Consider the following 19553-nt stretch of genomic DNA (forward strand, 5'->3'; position numbering starts at 1 on the left):
CTTACACGGCAGTTGTTAACACGGAATTTTGCATCATGAACGAATCGGCGCTCCACCAAACCTTATCGCAACGTTTTGGCTTTTCAGCATTCAGGCCTGGCCAGGAACAAACAGTCACCCAGCTGGTCAACGGTCACTCTAGCCTCGCAATTTTCCCAACCGGTTCAGGTAAATCCTTGTGTTACCAGCTGACGGCCTTGCAGCTCCCCAATTTAACCTTAGTTATCTCGCCACTGCTGGCGCTTATGAAAGATCAGCTGGAGTTTTTACACAGCAAAAACATCAATGCGGCCAGTTTAGATTCAACGTTAACCCGCGAGCAAAGCCAGTCTGTGATGCAAAATGTCAGAAATGGCAGCATTAAAGTGCTGATGATCTCGGTTGAGCGTTTTAAGAACGAGCGCTTCAGAGAATTCATTAAGCAAGTGCCTATTTCTATGCTGGTGGTTGATGAAGCGCACTGTATCTCTGAGTGGGGCCATAATTTCAGGCCCGATTATCTTAAGCTACCCGACTATCGTAATGAGTTAAAAATTCCACTGGTGCTGCTGCTTACCGCTACGGCGACCAAAAAAGTAAAGCGCGACATGGCGAACCGGTTTGATATAAAACCCGAGCATATCGTTCAGACGGGCTTTTATCGTGCCAACCTGGATTTAAGTGTGTATGCCTACCCGGAAGCGCAAAAAGTGCAGGCACTGATTGGCTATTTAAAACAACAAGCTGGCGCAGGCATTGTGTATGTCACGCTGCAACAACAGGCTGAGCAAGTGGCTAAGCAATTACAGGCGGCGGGCGTAAACGCTGCCGCCTATCATGCCGGGCTGGATGACAGCCTACGTCAGAGTATCCAAAACGACTTTATGAGCAACCACAAGCAAGTGATTGTTGCCACGATTGCCTTTGGTATGGGCATAGACAAATCCGATATTCGGTTTGTGGTGCACTACGACCTGCCAAAATCGATAGAGAATTACAGCCAGGAGATAGGCCGTGCAGGGCGCGACGGGCAATTTTCTGAATGCATTACTCTGGCTAACTTAGATGGCGTTGCGACGCTTGAAAACTTTGTGTACGCCGACACCCCAGAGCAAGCCAGCATTCAGGCACTGATTGATGAAATTCAATCGCAGCAACAGCAGGGCTTATGGGAAATGCAGGAGCTCAGCGCCTCTAAAGTCAGCAATATCCGGTTACTGGCATTAAAAACCTTGCTGGTACAACTCGAACTGAAAGGCGTGATTGAGGCTAAATACGCATTTTACGCCGACTTTAGATTCAAGTGGTTACGCACAGAGCGGGACGTCATCAGCATGTTCGATGCGAACCGTCAGCAATTTATTCAGCAGATAATTGCCAATACGCAATTTAAGAAAGTGTGGGGCACTGTTGATATTCAGGCCTTAGTGCAATTAGGGCACGACAGAAACCGCATTGTAGCGGCGCTGGACTACCTGCACGAACAAGGTCATATCGAGCTTGAATCAAAGCGCATGATGCAGGTGTATCAGGTAGATGAAACTAAGCTGGCAGAGCCAAATCTGGCCAAAGAACTTGCTGATTACTTTTTAGATAAGGAACAAGCTGAGGTTAAACGCATCGCCGCCATGCTGCGCTTTTTTGAGTTAAATACTTGTTTAAGTTACAACTTAGCGCGCTATTTTGACGATGAAAATGCCCCAGAGCAATGCGGACACTGCTCTGCTTGTCGCGGTCAAGTTGCACAATTAGCCCAGTCAAAACAGGCCGAATTCCCGTCGGACGATACATTACGAAACGACTTAAGTGCGCTAAAACAGCATCTGATGCAAATTGGCGTTACGCCAAGCCTGGCAATACTAACCCGATTCCTAACCGGCATGACTTCGCCACTGGCAACCTCTTCTAAATTCAGACAACGCGCCGGGTTTGGCAGCTGCGCAGATATTCGCTATCAGCAGGTTTTGAGTAAAGTACAGCAATTAGGTTTTGGGGGATGATAGTGCGTAAAGGTTTAGTGCGTCTTTATTGGGTAGGACGAAAATCAAAGCGTGACAGTGTTTGAATGAGTACCGGCTTGATAGTCAAATCAGGCGTACTCTTTGTAACATATAGCGTAAGCTATCCTGAGTTGGGCCAGGCTGGCGTGGACACCGCTTTCTTGCCTGCGGTAATTAAAACGAATGATTCAATTAAATACAGCTCTTTTCTGTACCATATAAATTTTAGGTAGTTTATGCACTTATACTTAGTTTGGCTTGTATACATGGTTCTATCTAGTTTCTCTTTTTTGATGCTCATGATTGGAGAGATGATAGGCATCGTTTTTTACTTTGGATTTCTATTGGGCTGCTATTATTTGCCCCTATTTAAAGAGTGGAGGAAAAACGTAGAGGGCTTTAAAAGAGTTGAAGTTGTCAATGCAGTAATTTGCTTATCACCACTTTCAATGATGGTTAATGAATCATTTGAAATGTTGGTTTTATGGGGGTGGGTGTTTATATTCAGTATTAATAATTTTGGAGTGGACAGAAGAATTAGAGCACTATATGAAAAAAAGAATTAAAAAACGCATATGGACGCGCCAGCGGAGTTAAGCCGAGTAGGTTTGTGGGATAGCTAATGTAAGCTATCTCGTTCTATTACCCTTTTTCCATTTCTGATTCTTGGTCCAGTCCGCTGTAAATGTGTTGCTCAGACATGTGTCTGGTTTCGACTGATTATATCCAGCGCCCCTAAAGAGCTCCGAGCCTGCACCCCCTAAAATTGATACACCCAATCGGTCTTTAGTTATCGTATCTTTTTCGGGTTTTGCGCAGGCAGGTTGGACAAACAGATAAGCACCTTCAAAACGACATCCACCACCGTCATCCCGGACGCTTGCGAGCCGGGATCTACCAACATGCGATACAGTGGCTTCCGTTGCAATTGAGCTCACAAACCCCGCTGTCACTTGTCAGAATTTAGGGGTTAATGATTATGTACCTTGCGCTGACATAGTGAGGAAGTGACGAGCAGCTAATGGAGCCATTTTTATCATCAATGTAAACTTCCACGCTTTTATCTGCCGCGAGGGCTGCTAAAACAATGGCGTTACTTTTGTCCGACGGTGGACAAATCCACTGACCATTAGAGCCGCTTGTCTTGAATGCAGTGTTGCCACTACATTGTTGAGGATAATCCATCACCCAGGTGACTTTGCCTTTACAGTTGATATCTGCTGCATTTGCTAATGCAGGCAACAAAATAAGTAGAACTGTTAATAACGCTTTCATAGACCTTCCTTTAGTGTTTAATATTTTCGCTAACGGCACAAAGTGCCTTGTTTAGCATTGCTACGAGTGGGCACTGGCTGTGCCTTTATGTCAGCTTGTAACTGCATGCCACAGAGCAAGCTTACAAACTTCTGACTTATTATGGATAATTTTTGTTAGTTTGTGATGACAGGCGAGTACCGGGTTAGTTTCAGCTTTAGGAGAGTGACCAAAATGTGGAGCGGGTATCCGGGCTAAGTGGTTCCTGCTAGCTGGGATCTACTAATGTGCGACACAGCGGTACCCCTTTGCAGTTGAACTCGCAAACCCCACTGTCATCCCCGACGGCTTGCAAGCCGGGATCTACTAACGTGCGGCACAGAGGTGATTCTTTTCTATCAAATTCACAAACCCTACCGTCATCCTGGGCGTCTGCGAACCTGAATCTATTAACATACAGCGCAGCAGTTTCCTGAGGCACACTAATTGAGGGGGTGTCCAAGCAAAAATAAGAGAAGTTGCTTGCGAACCGTGATCTATTTGGTTAAGGCGTAGCAAAACCACAAGGCACGCCAATTTTGAATGGGGGTCTTTTGGTTTTCTTGTTAAACTTAGTGTACTCAATAAGTTATTATCTTTACATGGTAAGGCCTCAAGTCATCGCTATGATTACGGCCCGGTTTCTCCAGAGCTGATTTGGCTTGAGCTACGGGTGGAATGGTGCTAGGTTATTGTTATTTAAAAATAAATTGTCGAGTAAAATTGTTGTTTCTGGTTCCAGGCTTAACTCTGTTTTCTAGCGAATATCTGTTAGGCATCGATAGTGGTTAGGCTCAGAATTAAACAAAAAGGAGAAAAGAATGAGTGAAGAAAATATTGAATTTATAGAAGATGAACAGCAGAAAGAGACTGATGATGATATTGGAGCTCTTGATCAGAATATATTTTCTTCAGCAGTTGTTAGCGCTAACGATTGGACGACGGAAACACTGATTAGTCAGATTAACAAAGGAAACATTAAGTTAAATCCAGACTTTCAACGCAGGGATGCTTGGGACAAAAAAAGGAAAAGTAAATTTATAGAATCTCTAATTTTAGGGCTTCCAATTCCTCAAGTTGTATTGGCAGAATCAAAAGAAAGAAGAGGTTCTTACATTGTCTTAGATGGGAAACAGCGTTTGCTAAGCATCCGACAGTTCTCAGCTGAAAGTAATGACAATGTCTATCAACAATTAAAATTGACAGGTTTAGAGATAAGAGAAGATTTAAAAAATAAATCACTAGATTCCCTGAGAAGCGACCTGACTCTATTTGATGATTTAACTGCATTCGAAAATCAGCCCATAAGAACAGTTGTTATAAAAAATTGGCCCAATGAAGACTTTTTGTATCATGTATTCTTAAGGCTAAATACAGGAAGTGTTCCGTTATCTCCTCAAGAGTTGAGACAAGCATTACACCCAGGCCCATTTGTTACTTTTCTTGATAAAAAGTCATCCGAGAGTAATGCGCTTAAAGAGATTCTGAAACTGAAAAAACCTGATTTCAGAATGAGAGATGCAGAATTACTGCTTAGGTATTTTTCATTTAAGAATTTCTTGGTAGATTATAGTGGGACACTAAAGAAGTTCCTTGATGATACATGTAATAGTTTGAATTCAGAATGGGAAGAAAATAAAGGAATAATAAATAGTCAGCTTGAAGAATTTGAGCTTGCCCACAATACTATTAAATCCATTTTTAATGGAAATCAATATCGAAAATGGAGTGGAAGGAGCTATGAATCAAGATTCAATCGAGCAGTTTTTGATATTATGATTCTATCTTTCAGTGTTGAAGAGGTAAGAAAATTAGTTATCGGGAAAGAAGCAGAAATAGAATCTGCGTATAAAAACATCTGTTCGAATGATAGGCAATTTTTAGCATCGATAGAGTCAACGACGAAAAGCTTGACTGCAACTCAAACAAGGATATCTACTTGGTTTAATATTCTTAATGAAACGCTGCAATCAGATCTTCCTGTTCCTCAGCTAATAGATAATCGCATAGTGTAGGTTGTGTTATGCGAGTTTCTAACCGTTTTAAAGAGTTAAAGACTAGGTTGAGAGAGTTGAGACTCCATCTCTTGCCAAATACATTTTCACCTACTGGGGATTATAGTGATAGGCAGCAGGATAGAGCTAGAGGATATCGGCTGCTCGTTCATGCTGAAATTGAATCATACCTAGAAGATGTTTCAAAAGAAACAGTTACTGAAGCGATACGTGACTGGAAGGCAAACCAGAAACCATCAATTGTTATCGTATCTTTTTTAGCTTCTTATCATTCAAGCTGGAATGTTGTAGAAGAGGTAAATAATGAAGAGATTATTCAAATTGCCAAATCTAGAAAAAATGGTAAGGATTCTGTCGAACAGGTAATCGATTTAGCCCAGAAGCAGTTTACGAAAAAGCTAAAGGATAATCATGGAGTAAAAGATAAGAACTTTAAAACACTTATATTACCTTTGGGTGTAGAAATTAGTTCTCTAGATCAAACTTGGTTAACAAACTTAGATAGCTTTGGAACCAAACGAGGTGAGGTAGCTCACAAAGCAAAAAGGGCCCAAGGCTCAATTAATCCTAAAGATGAGTTTGATTTGGTCAATTCACTACTAGTGGGGATTGAAGAGCTCGATAAGAAAATAGTTCGGGTGAAGGCTGGAAGCGTTTAAAAAGTGGCTGCAACTGACCGTCATTTTTGCTGTGGTTGAGCAAAGAGTTAGTTGCATTACCAATCTCTCATAGCCAATTTTCAGTGCAAGTTAAAGTCGTGAGACGATACTTGTTCCATTTGGTTTACAAGATGTTGATTTTTATGAGTGTTTTTGTTTTTTCGAAGCCGAAAATAGTCTCAAAGCGGTTTTGGAAGATGTCGTTAATGATACAAACAAACCCGTCTTTACTCGCCGTGACTTGGAAGATGCAGCAGTTCATCTGCTTCGTTCGTCCAAAAATGCGGAGCATTTAAGTCATTCCATATTGCAGTAACGTGCTGGCGAAACAACAGAAAGAGAGCTAATTGGTGGGTAGTAGCAAGCGTTTTCTGGCCTGACGATGCCTCCGGTGGCTATTTGTACTGGCAAAGCCAGAACAAGAAAATATGAAACGTATCAATGATCTGCACAACGATGTTAAACGTTCGCCATCTGAAGAGGGCATAGGCAAACCTGAGCCACTAAAGTGAGCTTTACTGGCTTCTGGTCTTCACGTATTTTTGACACAAACAGGCTTCATCGTTGGGCGACTAACAAGGGGCTATGGCGTCAATTGCTAGGTTTCGGCATTTGCGAGCAGCTGGGCATTAACCTAAACTGCCCCTGTTCTTATTCAGGTCGTCTTTAGGTGCGGGATACTCCACAAAGTCACATATCACAGGCTCTGAACGTGACTAACGGAGGCTTGTTCCTATATTGATATAATGATAAATTCCTATATTGATATAATGATAAATTCCTATTGCTAATAAATAAAATCTAGTCGACGCATAGTTGTTCTAATTCCTGGCTCTAGGAATGTGTTCACTTTAGTGTGTGTATCGGCAGGAAATCTACAGGATATATACTTTGCGTTTAGTAACTATTTTTTCGTTCATCTTATTTCTCTCAGCGTGCAACTCCACAGAGCATAGTTCAAAAGCCAAATTTGTTAATGTAACGAGTAAACCGGATCAGCATCTGGCAAGCCTGAGTTATCACGATATTAAACCTGTCAGTTATATAGACTCGTTGGGTAAAATTCCGGTTTACAGTGACTTTAAACCACATGACAAAGAGGTTGCAGTTTATGATGGCCTTTTTTGGGAAGTTACTCCAATGGGGCAATATGTCTATTATCTGGCAGGTGACTTCAAGAAAAATGAGAAAGGGTTGCTAAGATTTGGCTCTCAAAAAACAGAGTTACGGGTTGAGATCAGCTATGAGGATGATGCAATTGATGTAGCTGGCTATGAAATGAATTATAAATATGAGCAAGCTAGTCGAGGAAGCAGTCTTGATTTATCTGATTTACAAGGGCTGCAACTATCTTCGATAGATAGTCTGCTAAATAAATCGTTAACCGTCGATGGTTCTTACTATTCCCGAGGGGTGTTCAAAAATAGTGAACTAGGGTCAAAAACATCTAAGTCTCGATTTGAATTTATGAAATACAAAGACAATGCAAAGCTAGTATTACTTTATGAAGATATCCTCAAGCCACAGAATGAAAATGAGGAGCCCCGATATCTCAAGATCATAGTGTCTAGCAAACAAGCTGACCTCGATGCAGGAGCCTTGTCATCTTTATTTAAGGAGCTGGTATCTGTTTACCACGACATACCTTATAGTCGACTGTCCGGAGCGACGAGAATGTAGTGTGAGTAGAGCAATGTTGGTTTGCCACACTTCGGTATTAATACCCACAAAAAAAGCCCCTAAAAAGGGGCTTTGCTGTCCTGATTATCTATAAACCAAAACTACTCACTAAATAGCAGTTATCAAAACAATCACCTAAACAATCACCCCCGGTATCTCCTTACCAAACCCAAGGTCTACACCACACGCTTTAGCTGCGGTGTGCAGTACATCGTGCTGGTTGTAGCCAGAGCCGATGTCGCTGACTACGCCGCGGATGATGCGGGCGCCGCCGCCGGCGATTAGATAGGCGCAGGGGTTGGCAGAGTGTTTGTCTGCATGGCCCATGTCGGTGGTTTCTAGTACCACTGTGCTGTCTAAGATGCCGGCTGCTTTGAGTTTTTGGATCAAATAGGCGCTCAGGCTGCCCAGGTGGCTGCGCATTTCGGTGTAGTACGGGTAGTTTGGCTGGCCGTTACTGCCACCGTGAATGGCGTTGTGATAGTGCCCCTGGAAGTTCAGCTCAGGAATACGGAACTCTGACTGGTGGTTACCAAAGGCCAGTGATACCGAGCTGGTCAGGTTGCATTGCAAAGCTGCCACAGCAATGTCTGCTTGCAGCCTGGCCTGCTGGCTGAAGGTATCAAAGGTCAACGGGAACTCAGTGTCATCGGGCGCAATGCCACAGGAGGTGCCGCCAGAGAGTTCATCTAAACGCCGCTGGGTGTCTGCAATGGCATCAAGGTGATCATTCATGCGCTGTATTTCGTAGCCTGCGAGTCTGTTTTTTATCGCGTTGGCTGCCGACATATGCGCATTCATGATAGGCGTTTTACTGTTGCTGCCCTGGGCGCCGCCAAACACCATTTTATATACGGTGAAGGGGTTTTCCTGGAACGGCAAACGGTTACGGTTGTCTTTGGTTAAGTGACCCTGGCCATTACTGTGAACGCCTAAGTTCAGATAACGAAATGGCAGGTTCGGGCCTAACGCGTTGCCCATAGTGACGTCGTAACTGTCGCCGCCCCAGCTCTGGGCGAGCAGCACCGGCATACGGCCATGACCCGCATTGGAGTGGGCCATATTGACCATAAAGTTACACTCGGTTTTTACTGGCTCATAGCCTGCCGACATCACACCCAGCTGCATGGTTTCACCGCTGCCTGTGGGGTTCCAAAGCGACGCAATCGAGCCGCCCGGAATATATATAGACACGGTTTTATTGGGCAGCCCGGCGTCCATGGCATCGGCATGTCGTGCGTAAAGCAACCCTGATACCAGCGGCGATGTGCGGATCAGGGCGGTCGAAATACCCGACGCCATAAACATTTTTAATAAGCTGCGGCGCGATATCGCCATGTTATTTAAATGCTCTTTTTTCATGTTACTAACCTCTTAATGTTGTGACCCGCATTACTCGCTTCTGGACCAGGCTTTGCGATAACGCACCGACTTGAGCGAACCAAATTTCTCCAGCATGGCTCTCGGGCTTTCCTGCATCATGGTGTTGGTCAGAGTGTCGATTTCACACATATAACCGACCTGCTCTGTCTGAGACAGACGCTTGTCTTCTTCACTCGTCGGGTCGATTGAGTCATGACCCACACCCATTACGTAGCGGAACATTTGCTGTGGTAAGCAGCTTTGAGCTGAAGACAGGTCGGCTATTACAGCACCTAATTGTTTAGTGCCATTGAATGGTACAAAGTCACTGACCTGAGCGTACTTCTCAGGAGCGTAGAGGGTACCCGATGCATCGATCACATTACCGTTGTTGTCTTGATTACGGATGTTGCCTACCGCATCAAAGTCTTCCATCCCAAAGCCCATCGGGTTGATGTACTTTTCGTGGCAGCTTGAGCAAGGCTGGCCTTCGGTCAAGCTGTGGTACTTAAGTCGGTTAGTGGTCGTCGGGTCTTGCAACAAGTCAGACAGCTCGGCAAGCCTTTGCTCTCTGGCTTCAAAGGTACCGGCTGGCGGATCGGGCTGCTCCTGACACAACATACGACGGCGCACTCTGACCGAGCGTAAGATAGGGTGCGACTCGTCTACTTCTGCCCAGCGCGACATAAACGCACCATTGGCCAAGATACCCCCACGTTGTGTGGTCTCAACTTTTTGCAGTTCATCACCCGATACGCCGGGAATGTTGTAGTGGTTGGCCAGCATCTGATTGACGAACGTGAAGTTGGCGGTATACAGCGAGCCAAATTTTTCGTCCGGCTGAGTCATGATATAGGAGAAGGTTTCGTTGATCTCCGCTTTCATGGCGGGTACCAGATTGGCAAAGCCCGGATAGTGGTCCTGATCTTTACTGGCGACCTCTAGACTACCTGTGCCTAACCAGCTGCCCACAAAGTCACCCAATACCGGCTTGGCTTGCTCTGCCAGGCGGTTTGCATGGGCAATGATATGGGCTTCATCACGTAACTCGTCACGCTCAGCGGCTTGCCAAAGAAGCTGATCAGGCGTTGATCCGGTAAAGGTATAAGACAGGAAGGTGGCCATTTCCCACGAGGTCAGCTCAAAGGCGTCGTAATCCAGCTCTGAGTTATCCGGGTTTGCTTCGCCTAATTCATGACGATAAATAAATTGCGGCGAAGACAGCAAGCCTTCCAGCGCTAACTGCATGCCCGCTGCAACGTCGTTATTGTTGAAAAAGCCCGTTGCGATCAGCCGGTAACTGTCTGCCTCATCCTGCGTTAGCGGTCGGCGGAATATCTGTGGTGCTAACTCATCAATCAAACGGTTGGCACAGTCTTCATCGATGGCTGAACAACTTAAAGCGGGCGAATAGCCATTATCAGCCACCCATTGTGCGATTTCTTCGGCAACCAGCAGGTAGTTGCTGTAGTTGGAAGGCTGCACCGCGGCATGGGTATTATTGATGAAAAAGCCCACCTGAGAATCCGGCGACAGGCCGTCTGACACTTCAAAATCAACTCCCAGTAAGTCTTCTACTGTGTTTTGATATTCAGTTTGGGTCAGGATTTTCAGCTGTCTTGCACCGTATGCCACAGGCGCGACACCCACATCACAGGTGAGTGGCGCAGGCCACAGGGTTTGCAGATATGCCGCGATATCCGTGGCACATTGCTCATCACAGGCACCCGGCGCGCCATAAGGCATAGTCGCAGTGATCACATCAATCATGGCCTGTACATCGCGTTCTGTATTAAGCGCAGGGAATGAACCCAGACCGCCACCTTCAGAGCCATGACAACCGGCACAGTTAGTTTTGTACAACTCCATACCACGGGCAATGGGGTCGGTTTGCGTGACTGTGATACGGGCAATATTACTGGACTGGGAGGGCACTGAGTTGTTCAGCGCAATCACCTTGTAATCAAACTCGCCGGACTCAGGTAAACCCGATTCATAATAACTGGCGTTAGAGGCAAGCGTAGCGGCGGTGTGCCAGCGGCCATCAAGCGATTTTAAACGTACTAGGTAGTTGGTTTCGTTATTGCTGTTGTCGTACCAGCTTAATTGCGCCTGCGCTTCGGTAGAAAGCACACTGGCGCTGAGCTCAGAAGGCGCAGCGGGTTTGGCCGCCATATCAACCGGCTCAAAACCGTCTTGCTCGGCTGATAAAAAGGTCAGGTTAAAGTAAACCGGTACGGTCTCGCCAATGCCACTCAGGTTAGCGACCACTCGCAGTGCTTCAATACCATAGTCCATATCGAAGGTTTTACTGTCGATGATCATCGGCGTAAGCGTATTGACATTCACATGGCCCGTTGCCAGCTTCACGACCAACACATCCAGGCTGAGTTCATGGTTAACGCCATGCAGGCTCATCTCGCCGGTAACGGTTTGAACCGTCGGGTTGCCCACTTCCAGCGTGCTCAATAGTGCAGGGTCAATCTGAGTACTGAAGTACGCCGTTGGCAGTAGCTCAGTTTCAAACAGTAAATCCATAACCCGGCTGTTTCTGATATCCACACCGGTAGACACGCTATTCAAATCGACTGCCAGGAGTACGCGCCCATCGGCATCGATACTGCCTGATAACGCAGGGGCTGCATTATCTTGCGATACAAACTGGTTCAGCTCTGCCACATGGTCTTTTTTGACCGACACGTAGCTGAGTGAAGACTCTGCGCTATCCAGCGCCCACAAGCCCGTTTCTGTGACCGCATCCGGAGGCGTAGTCGGGCCTGAATTGCTGCACACATCCCCATTGAGGGTAATGGCAACGTCTTCGCTCAGGCCATTTTTACTGGCAACAAAACCCAGCCCAAATGATTGATTTGCATGGACGGTATGACCCTGCGAGGTGATGGTACACCCAGTGTCGTTACAGTCGAAATTGCCATTCCAGCCATTTTGCAGGGATATGCCCAGGTTCCAGGTGAGTTCGAGCGACCAGTCGTTAATGCTCTGATCTGAGTCATTTGCAATGACTATCTCGGTTTTAAACCCATTGTTCCAGTTATCCGGAATGTTGAATGAACACTGCGCTGCCTGAGCAAACGGCGCGCTTGCGATTAAACTGATGCAGGCGGCAAACTTTGCAATAGCAGGTGCTGCAGATTTGCTACGAGTCAAGGTAGAGAATCGTGGTAAATTATTGAATATCATTTTCTTTCCCTCCTATTGTTGAGCTTCAAAAACTAAGTTAAAGCTCACGGGAACCGCGTAACTGATCACAGATAAATTCGCCAATGTTCTCAGTGTTTCTATACCTGGCTCTAAGCCAAAGTCTGTCGCGTCCAGCACTACGGGGGTAAGGCTTTGCACCATCACCTTAGTGTGCGTCAGGCGGCGAACTGCCACGTCTGCTGTCACTTCAGCTATCACGCCTTTGAGGTTGAGCGTGGCGGTCACTGTCTGCTTGTCAGTGCTGCCAATGGGTAAGGCTGTCAGAGCTGCATAATCAACGGCGAGCAGCACTTCGGCATGGGGGAACAAGCTGGTATCAAACAGGTGCTCCTTCATTCTGCCGTCCCGGGTGTCATTGCCCGTATTAACACTGGCCAGATCCAGAGTGAGCCTTGCTGCCCCTTGCTCAGAAATACTGCCGCTGAGATTTTCGAAGGTATGTGCTTCAACCACGTGCTGTTTCTTGGTGGAGACAAAATAAAGGCTGGAGCTTTGCGGGTTTAACTCAAATGGTCCGGTGATGGGTGCTACATCCGGCTCTGTGACCTGAATGCTGATGGGCTGGCTGACTGTGGTATTGACCCCGTCATTGACTGTTAATTTAACCGTAAATGTACCGGTTTGATCGAAAATATAAGCAGGGTTTGGCTCGCTGGATGTATTGCCATTGCCAAAATCCCAGCTGTAGGTCAGGGTATCGCCATCGGGGTCGGAAGAGCCACTGCCATCAAAGTTCACTGTTAGAGGGCGCTGGCCCGAGGTTACAGAGGCTGATGCAACGGCCGTTGGCGCATGGTTAATAGTGCCATCTGTCGAGCATAAGCCGCCTAGCGAAGGCGTAGTTGGGGCATCGTTTTCCTGCGCCTTTTGGGCATTAAAGCCAAAGTTTAAGCTCTGGCCCGGATTAATGGTGCCGTTGTAGTTCTCATTCACAATCTCATAGGGGTTATTGCCACTGTGATTGCCATGCCAGACGCCGGTCAGTTTAGTGTTGTCGGCAAATTCCATCAGCACTTTCCAGCCTGAAATGGCCACGCTTTCGGTGTTGGTGATGGTGACCTTGCCGCGAAAGCCTGAGATCCACTCCTGTTCCACTTCAAAGACACATTGTGCCGATTCTGGCTGCGCTTGTTCAATCGAGAGCGAAATCGGTGCTGCCTGGTAGTCATTGGTGCCGTCGTTGATGGTTAATGACACCTGGTAATCACCCGGCTGCTCAAAGGTATGCTGTGGGTTCATTTCATCTGAGTTTTGACCGTTACCAAAATCCCACAGATAGCTCACAGTGTCTGAGGCCGAATTGGCAAGCTCGCTGCTGAACTGGATGGTGGCAGGTGCCGTGGCCTGGGTGTCAGACGCGGTAATGGCAACACTGACTTCGTTATTGTCATCCTGCCCGCTGCTTTCGCAAATGCCAGAGAAGACAGGTGCAACGGCGGTTTGCCCGGCCGCTTTTTGCACGTTAAAACCAAACGACTTTGACGAGTTTGGGTTAATCTTTCGGTTCCAGCCGAGGTTCTCAAACTGATAGGGGTTGCTGCCGCCCAGTTGGGCGCGCCAGGCATTGTTGATTGACTCACCCTGATTAAATTCAAGCCCGACCATCCAGCCATCTAAGGCAACGTCGGAATCGTTATATACCGTGACTTCTGCGGTATAACCGCTTTGCCACTCATTTTTTACCTTGAACTCGCACTGCGCTGCCAGGCCTGGCATAGCGTGTCCTAAAGCCATTAAACAGAGCCCGACTTTAAAAAGCCGACGCTGCTTGTTGTATCTATCTTGTCTCATGAGTATTCCCCAGAGCATTGTCATCTGACATGTTGTTTCCCTGCTGTTCTTCGCTGAATAGGCGGTCGACCAGAATGAACAGGTTAAAATCGCAACGACAAGCTCGGGGATGAGGAAAGACTAAAAGTAGACGGTATGACAACAGGTGCCATAGGCGTGAATGCCAATATGCTACGCAGTGCGCATACAAAACAACAGTATGCACACTTCATGTTTACTCGTTGGCATTCAGCAACCCCGCTATCTTAGCACTCACCTTAGACCGGAAGCTTTGCGTCCCTTCCTTTCGAAAGGTTTGCTATTTTAAGCCTGTCTGTGGAAGGTAGCCCAAAATTGCAATAACCACAAAGGCCAAACCGCAACTTTCACATTATTTGCACATTTCACCTGAAATAAGGCAGAAAGACTGCTTGGAATTTGTCCTTGGTCATTATGAAGTCCTTAAAATTTAATGATTTATGCTCATTTTTAGACATGTGCACAATGTGGCTCAATTGTGCACTGATGAAGAGGAATGTGTCCTAAATTTGGTCCGGTTGTGATATGTTTTCTGTTTGTGATTGGTGGACAATCGTTCAAAAGTCGAACCGCTTATTGTGTGTCAGTGTCGATATGGGAAAGTTTTTATTGGGTGCTGGTTTGAAAATAACAGGCACACTGTTTTTGAAACATTAAATTTTAAGGAGATTAACGTGAGAGCGATAGTGCTAATTGGATGCTTTTTGATGAGTTGGACTGCTATGTCTTCCCCCATTCCGGACTTTCCATTTGTGACTGTGACCGGAGAAAGCTCCCGTAAAGTTGCTCCGGACACCGCAATTGTAGGTGTAGAGGTTGTTACTTATTCCGAGCGTTCAGATATGGCTTTTGAAAAGCTGAATAGTACGACTGCCATGCTTCTAACATTGTTGAAAAAGTATGGCGTGAGTACTGACAATATTACTGCGCATCAACTTGTAAAGGATACGAAGCGGGCCCGAGAAAAAAATGGCTACAGCAAATTGGATATTTTGGGATACGAGTTTACTCAGGTTTTTGAGATCCGGTTAGATAAATTAGAACATTATTCAGAAATTGCTGATGAGATCAGCAAAATGGATAATGTAAAGGGTCTGAAAAGCGAATTTGATGTATCAAATCGAGAAGAGATTGAAATTGAGCTAATTGGCCTTGCGGGCAAAAACGCAAAATTGAAGGCAAAAAAAATGGCACTTGGCTTAGATGTTAAATTAGACTCTGTTTTCGCGATTAATGACACCGGATCATACAAATCATTTTTTGCGACCTTTGGTCTGGACAATGACAGAGTCATAGCTTTTGGTATGCCAACCATTGATAGCTCTTTTTTCGTGCCTAAACATATTGAAATATCAAAAACGATAAACGTTCTCTATAAGTTAACGCCATAAGGTCTGTTTTAATTTGTTTCTCAGATTTGAAATTAGGCCTTGATAGCCCTCAATACGCTGGGATAACAAGCTCGCTTTTTTGTCTCGGAATCATCCTTGAAAGGTGAGCGTAATGAGAGTTGCTCTGGCATTTCTATGCTAAGAGCCTCAACTCCAATAGATATCATAAAAAGCAAAGCACTTTGTTTAATTGGTGAAAGAAACCTGCTTTACGTTTCCCCCTCTTATACCTGTTTGACTCAACCCAATTATCACAGCTGTAAGCAATGATAGATGCACAAGGTAGGTGCTGAATAGTCTATTTATTATTCAGTAAGGCTGAATTATAAGCAGCCATTGATTTAAAAATGTCTCGCATATAAGTACAATATGCGAGAATTTAAAAATTGGAATAAACGATGTATAAGAACTGGATTGGTATAGCGGCAGCGGCCTGCTTGCTGAGCGCATGCGGTGGTGGGAGTGATTCGACAACGTCGACACCAGAGTCAGAGCTTGGTTTTCAAACGTTATCGGATAACTCGGGTGGTGATACACCCCAAAAAAAGCTGCAAGCTTTGTATGGTGCTAAGGTAGAACCCGCACAAATTGCTCCTGATAACGTCATGCAAATTGCACACGATGTTCTTTATTGGCGAGATATTACTCAGTTTATTGTTAATTCTGACACGCAAGGTTTTACTCCGCGCTATCCGCGCTTCCAACAGTACGATACTCGGGATCACTGGTTGCAAGAAAACCAGTTGTGTGAGTCAGGTAATGCCACATTCCCTAAGTTTGAAAATGAAACCGTTTTCAAGCCTAGTTATGAGGTTGTGTATGAAAACTGCAAAGTAGGGCCTTTGGTTGCTAATGGCAAAGCCACATTGCACTTGATTGGGCCCGATGTTGCTGCTGGGTATGTTGAAACGTTTGCAATAGAAATAATCTCTGGGTTTTCAATCCATGAGCAAACCGAAAATAAAACCTACCAGGTTCAGGGCTACTCTACAGAGAATGATTACAATAGCTCAGAGACCGTTAGTATGGTGTTCAGCCATGATGGCAAAAAGCTCGCCTGGGTGGATTACGCCGGGGGAAGAGATGGCTACGACAATGTTTATCTGGCGCAGTTTGGTAAAGTAAGTCGCATGTCAGATTCAAGCATTACCGATGAACAAGGTGGCGAGATCCGCTTTAGCTTTAAGGATGAAGAAACCTGGGTTGGACTCAGGCAGTCGCAAGGTGAATACTTCTCTTCATTTTATCAAGGCACGCAGAACTATAGTTATTACGGTGATGAAGAGCAAGCCAAATGGGTAAAAATAGCAAACGATGATTTTAACTTAACGACTTTGCTTGCTGACAAAGGCCCCACTAAGGTGCGTTTTGATGCTAAAAATGTAGTTGAAAAGGGTACGCGTGTCATATTACGTCCCAACCTGCTTGACGCGCCAGATTACAACCTGTCAAAAGTGGCCTGGCAGATCACGGCGCCTGGCGCATCTAAACCTGAGACTAACAATCAGTGGGAAAACGAGTATACGTTCGCACAGGGTGGTGAATACCTGGTTACACTGATAGCAACAGATACCCACAATAACAGTGCCCAGTTCTCGGAGACCATTTATGTCACCGGAGGAGGAATGGGCCTGTATACAGAAGCCAATATTGACGTCGAGTCGGAGTTAACTGATCAAACACCTTACCGTGCTAAAGTTGCCATCGCCGAAAATGGTAGTTATCAGTTTGCTTTGGCCTCTGGTCCTGCTGGAATGACAGTCGATGAAATGGGGGTTGTTAGCTGGGATGGGCAACAAGCCGATACTTTTAACTTTGCGGATACAGCCTATTACAACGTCAGGGTGACAGATACAGACTCGCAGGCGTCGATGTTGGTTGGTGGCAAAATAGCCTTAATGCATAAACCAAAACAACTTGAGTCACTTTATCATTTAAGCGGTGATAGACCCGCTAAAGCGCTTAGCTGGACAAACCCTGCTAATGCAAACCGCGCTATGCTATTAAGAAGTTCAGAAGAGTTTGAGGCTGGTATCACCTCTTTGACGTTGCAAGATGGGAGCCTGGTTGTTGAAAGCAATTTTTTCAATACTCCGACTAATGGCAAGGTACTGAATGTAACTTATAGCGACAGCGCAGATGAGCTTGTTTATTTATACGCACATGAATATAACTATAGTCGACTGAAAAACTTTAAGATTTCAAGTGACGATGCACATGTGTTTAGCCCGGAAAGTTCGCTACATCGCATTGCTCCGTATATTACCGATCTGGATAACGACGGTGAACTGGAGATAGTCAACACCTATTCTGAAAATGGCGTTGAACTCTATAATTCAAGCTATGAAAGAAGTGTTGCCCGGTTATTAGCAATAGCAGATAGTGCATATTACAGCAAATGGCAGGAATGTGATCTAGATGGCGATGGGACTGCAGAGTTGTTGCAAACGGTATCAAACTCAAGAAGCGTTCAGCTCAATCTAATTAGCTATGTTGATAAACAGCTCAAGGCAGTGCGCGGATCTGTGTTAAATAAAGGCTCATATTTTGATGATGCTATCGTCAATATGATTGACTTAGATGGTGATGGCCAATGTGAGGGGATTCTTTCCTACGTGGGTGATACGGATAACACATCGCTTGGCTGGCATACTTACGATGGTGAAACCATGGTGTTAGAGCATATTACTGACGGATATTCAGAGCTGGCTGGTTTTGAATATGTTCCGTTTACAGTAAATAACAACTCGCTCATTTTTAAGTCAGATTCCGCGATGAAAACGCTGAGTATAAACTTGCAGGAAAGTCAGTTTGTTACCTCACTTTTGGAGTTTTCTAATGGGTTGGATATTCAGCTTAACCCAGAACATTCAGCATTAGTTGGGCGAGCCGACCTGGATAACGACGGTAAACAGGAGTGGGTCTATAAGCATACTCTGTCTACTTTGGACGAGCTGTATAGCAAACTGGGTGAGCATTATGAAACGGGTTATCGTTTTACTGCGCACGATATTGTTTATGTAGCAGTCGCTGTAGAGCAAGGTTTGGTGACGCCTAAATATCGCAGCGAAGCGATAAGTATAGCACCGGTTCTTACTGTACTACCGGCTGACAATGGAGCCACTAGAGTGGTTACTGACCGTGATGAATACATAAGCGGCTGGTATTATACCGAGCTGGACGCACAAGGTAATATTAGGCCTAATAGTCGGAAAAAAGGGTGGTCACAGGTTATATATCGTGACGACGGCTCGTATTACAAGCTAGATTCATCTGATGATACTTATACTTTGTATGGTGTTGACGATAACGTCGTGCACTCGGGTATTTGTTCTATCAACGCTTGCGATCTTGATACGTTCAAAAGTATCAGGCGAATTACTGGTAGTTATCAGGACATAGACATAATTGCAGAGCCTGGCGTGCATAATTTCCTGCTTATTGATAACAATAGTAAGCAGGTTCACCGATATCATCATGGCTCAGGTATAACGCATTTGACGCCGCATCCTGACTTTAATAGTAATGGCTTGGTGTTTGTTAAACGCAGGGAGCCTCTACAGGAGACCGACTCCGATAATACAGAGCCGAACAAATTTGATATTCTGGATTCAGGCGTATATCGCGTTACCCGCAACGGTATGGAACTGGTTCATTCCTGGAAAGACAAAGTGTTCAGTCAACACAGCGACCCGACTTATGCGGCGTTATGGATGAATACCGACACCGACCCTGAATTGGAGGTTGTTCACTATGTTAAGGTCAACCAAAATACCTACCGTGATGGCTTTTTAGAATATTCGTTCTCGGCCGACAGTAATGGTGACAATATTATCTACCATAAGTATCCGGGTTACCTGAACATTGGGCGTGAGTATCAGCGTGATATATTCGAACAGATATGTCTGGAGCAGTCTTGCCGACAGTCATTAATTCGGTTAGTCAAATCGGAAGAAGGCGCTCAGTTGAGAGCATCAGACAAGTTAACCGGGTTACCAATTTGGTCGCGCAATATTGCAAGTAGTAACCACGAAGGGGAAGTGCTTTATTATGATAAAGATCAAATATACTTCAGTGCAAACGGACTGCATGTAATTCGCTAGTCTTTAAAAGCCGGTGTCACGCATTTATAACCGCTGTGGC

General features: G+C 45.3%; 11 protein-coding genes, 1 pseudogene and 1 riboswitch. Of the genes and pseudogenes, 8 read left to right on the top strand and 4 right to left on the bottom strand.

What is annotated here, in order from left to right; all coding sequences use genetic code 11:
• Window positions 1-35: 35 nt before the first annotated feature.
• Complete coding sequence (locus CWB98_RS00915; protein WP_138543112.1) at window positions 36-1979, top strand: RecQ family ATP-dependent DNA helicase; 1944 nt, start codon at window positions 36-38, stop codon at window positions 1977-1979.
• Between the two features lie 963 nt (window positions 1980-2942).
• Here CWB98_RS00915 and CWB98_RS00920 read toward each other — a convergent pair.
• A complete protein-coding gene (locus CWB98_RS00920; RefSeq protein WP_138543113.1) occupies window positions 2943-3254 on the bottom strand; it encodes a hypothetical protein in 312 nt (103 codons plus the stop codon).
• 839 nt (window positions 3255-4093) lie between these two features.
• On the opposite strand from CWB98_RS00920, the gene CWB98_RS00925 reads away from it, so the two are divergent.
• The 5 genes and pseudogenes from CWB98_RS00925 to CWB98_RS00945 all read left to right on the top strand — a co-directional run bounded on the left by CWB98_RS00925 (window position 4094) and on the right by CWB98_RS00945 (window position 7626).
• Window positions 4094-5287 (top strand): DUF262 domain-containing protein, encoded by a 1194-nt coding sequence (locus CWB98_RS00925; RefSeq protein ID WP_138543114.1) that lies wholly within the window; start codon window positions 4094-4096, stop codon window positions 5285-5287.
• An 8-nt stretch (window positions 5288-5295) separates the two neighbouring features.
• Entirely contained in the window at window positions 5296-5946 is a 651-nt protein-coding gene (locus tag CWB98_RS00930; RefSeq protein ID WP_138543115.1) for a HEPN domain-containing protein, read from the top strand.
• Between the two features lie 106 nt (window positions 5947-6052).
• Complete coding sequence (locus tag CWB98_RS24335) at window positions 6053-6262, top strand: hypothetical protein (protein WP_138543140.1); 210 nt, start codon at window positions 6053-6055, stop codon at window positions 6260-6262.
• Between the two features lie 83 nt (window positions 6263-6345).
• Window positions 6346-6616: pseudogene (locus tag CWB98_RS00940) on the top strand (type II toxin-antitoxin system YoeB family toxin).
• 221 nt (window positions 6617-6837) lie between these two features.
• Window positions 6838-7626, top strand: coding sequence for a hypothetical protein (locus tag CWB98_RS00945; RefSeq protein WP_138543116.1), 789 nt, complete (start codon window positions 6838-6840; stop codon window positions 7624-7626).
• Window positions 7627-7761: 135 nt separating this feature from the next.
• On the opposite strand, the gene CWB98_RS00950 is transcribed toward CWB98_RS00945, so the two are convergent.
• The 3 genes from CWB98_RS00950 to CWB98_RS00960 are packed head-to-tail and all read right to left on the bottom strand — an operon-like array spanning window position 7762 to window position 14001.
• Window positions 7762-8988 carry a DUF1552 domain-containing protein gene (locus CWB98_RS00950; protein WP_138543117.1) on the bottom strand — a complete coding sequence of 409 codons (1227 nt, stop codon included), beginning with the start codon at window positions 8986-8988 and terminating at the stop codon, window positions 7762-7764.
• A 30-nt stretch (window positions 8989-9018) separates the two neighbouring features.
• Entirely contained in the window at window positions 9019-12189 is a 3171-nt protein-coding gene (locus CWB98_RS00955) for a DUF1592 domain-containing protein (protein WP_138543118.1), read from the bottom strand.
• Window positions 12190-12201: 12 nt separating this feature from the next.
• Complete coding sequence (locus CWB98_RS00960; RefSeq protein ID WP_138543119.1) at window positions 12202-14001, bottom strand: cellulose binding domain-containing protein; 1800 nt, start codon at window positions 13999-14001, stop codon at window positions 12202-12204.
• A 227-nt stretch (window positions 14002-14228) separates the two neighbouring features.
• A riboswitch (cyclic di-GMP riboswitch) is annotated at window positions 14229-14311 on the bottom strand.
• 382 nt (window positions 14312-14693) lie between these two features.
• Between CWB98_RS00960 and CWB98_RS00965 the strand changes: the two genes are divergently transcribed.
• Window positions 14694-15410 (top strand): SIMPL domain-containing protein, encoded by a 717-nt coding sequence (locus CWB98_RS00965; protein ID WP_138543120.1) that lies wholly within the window; start codon window positions 14694-14696, stop codon window positions 15408-15410.
• Window positions 15411-15808: 398 nt separating this feature from the next.
• Window positions 15809-19513, top strand: a complete 3705-nt coding sequence (locus tag CWB98_RS00970; RefSeq protein WP_138543121.1) for a hypothetical protein — start codon at window positions 15809-15811, stop codon at window positions 19511-19513.
• The last annotated feature ends 40 nt before the right edge of the window (window positions 19514-19553 follow it).

The sequence above is a fragment of the Pseudoalteromonas rubra genome (assembly GCF_005887115.1).
Taxonomy (GTDB): domain Bacteria; phylum Pseudomonadota; class Gammaproteobacteria; order Enterobacterales; family Alteromonadaceae; genus Pseudoalteromonas; species Pseudoalteromonas rubra_F.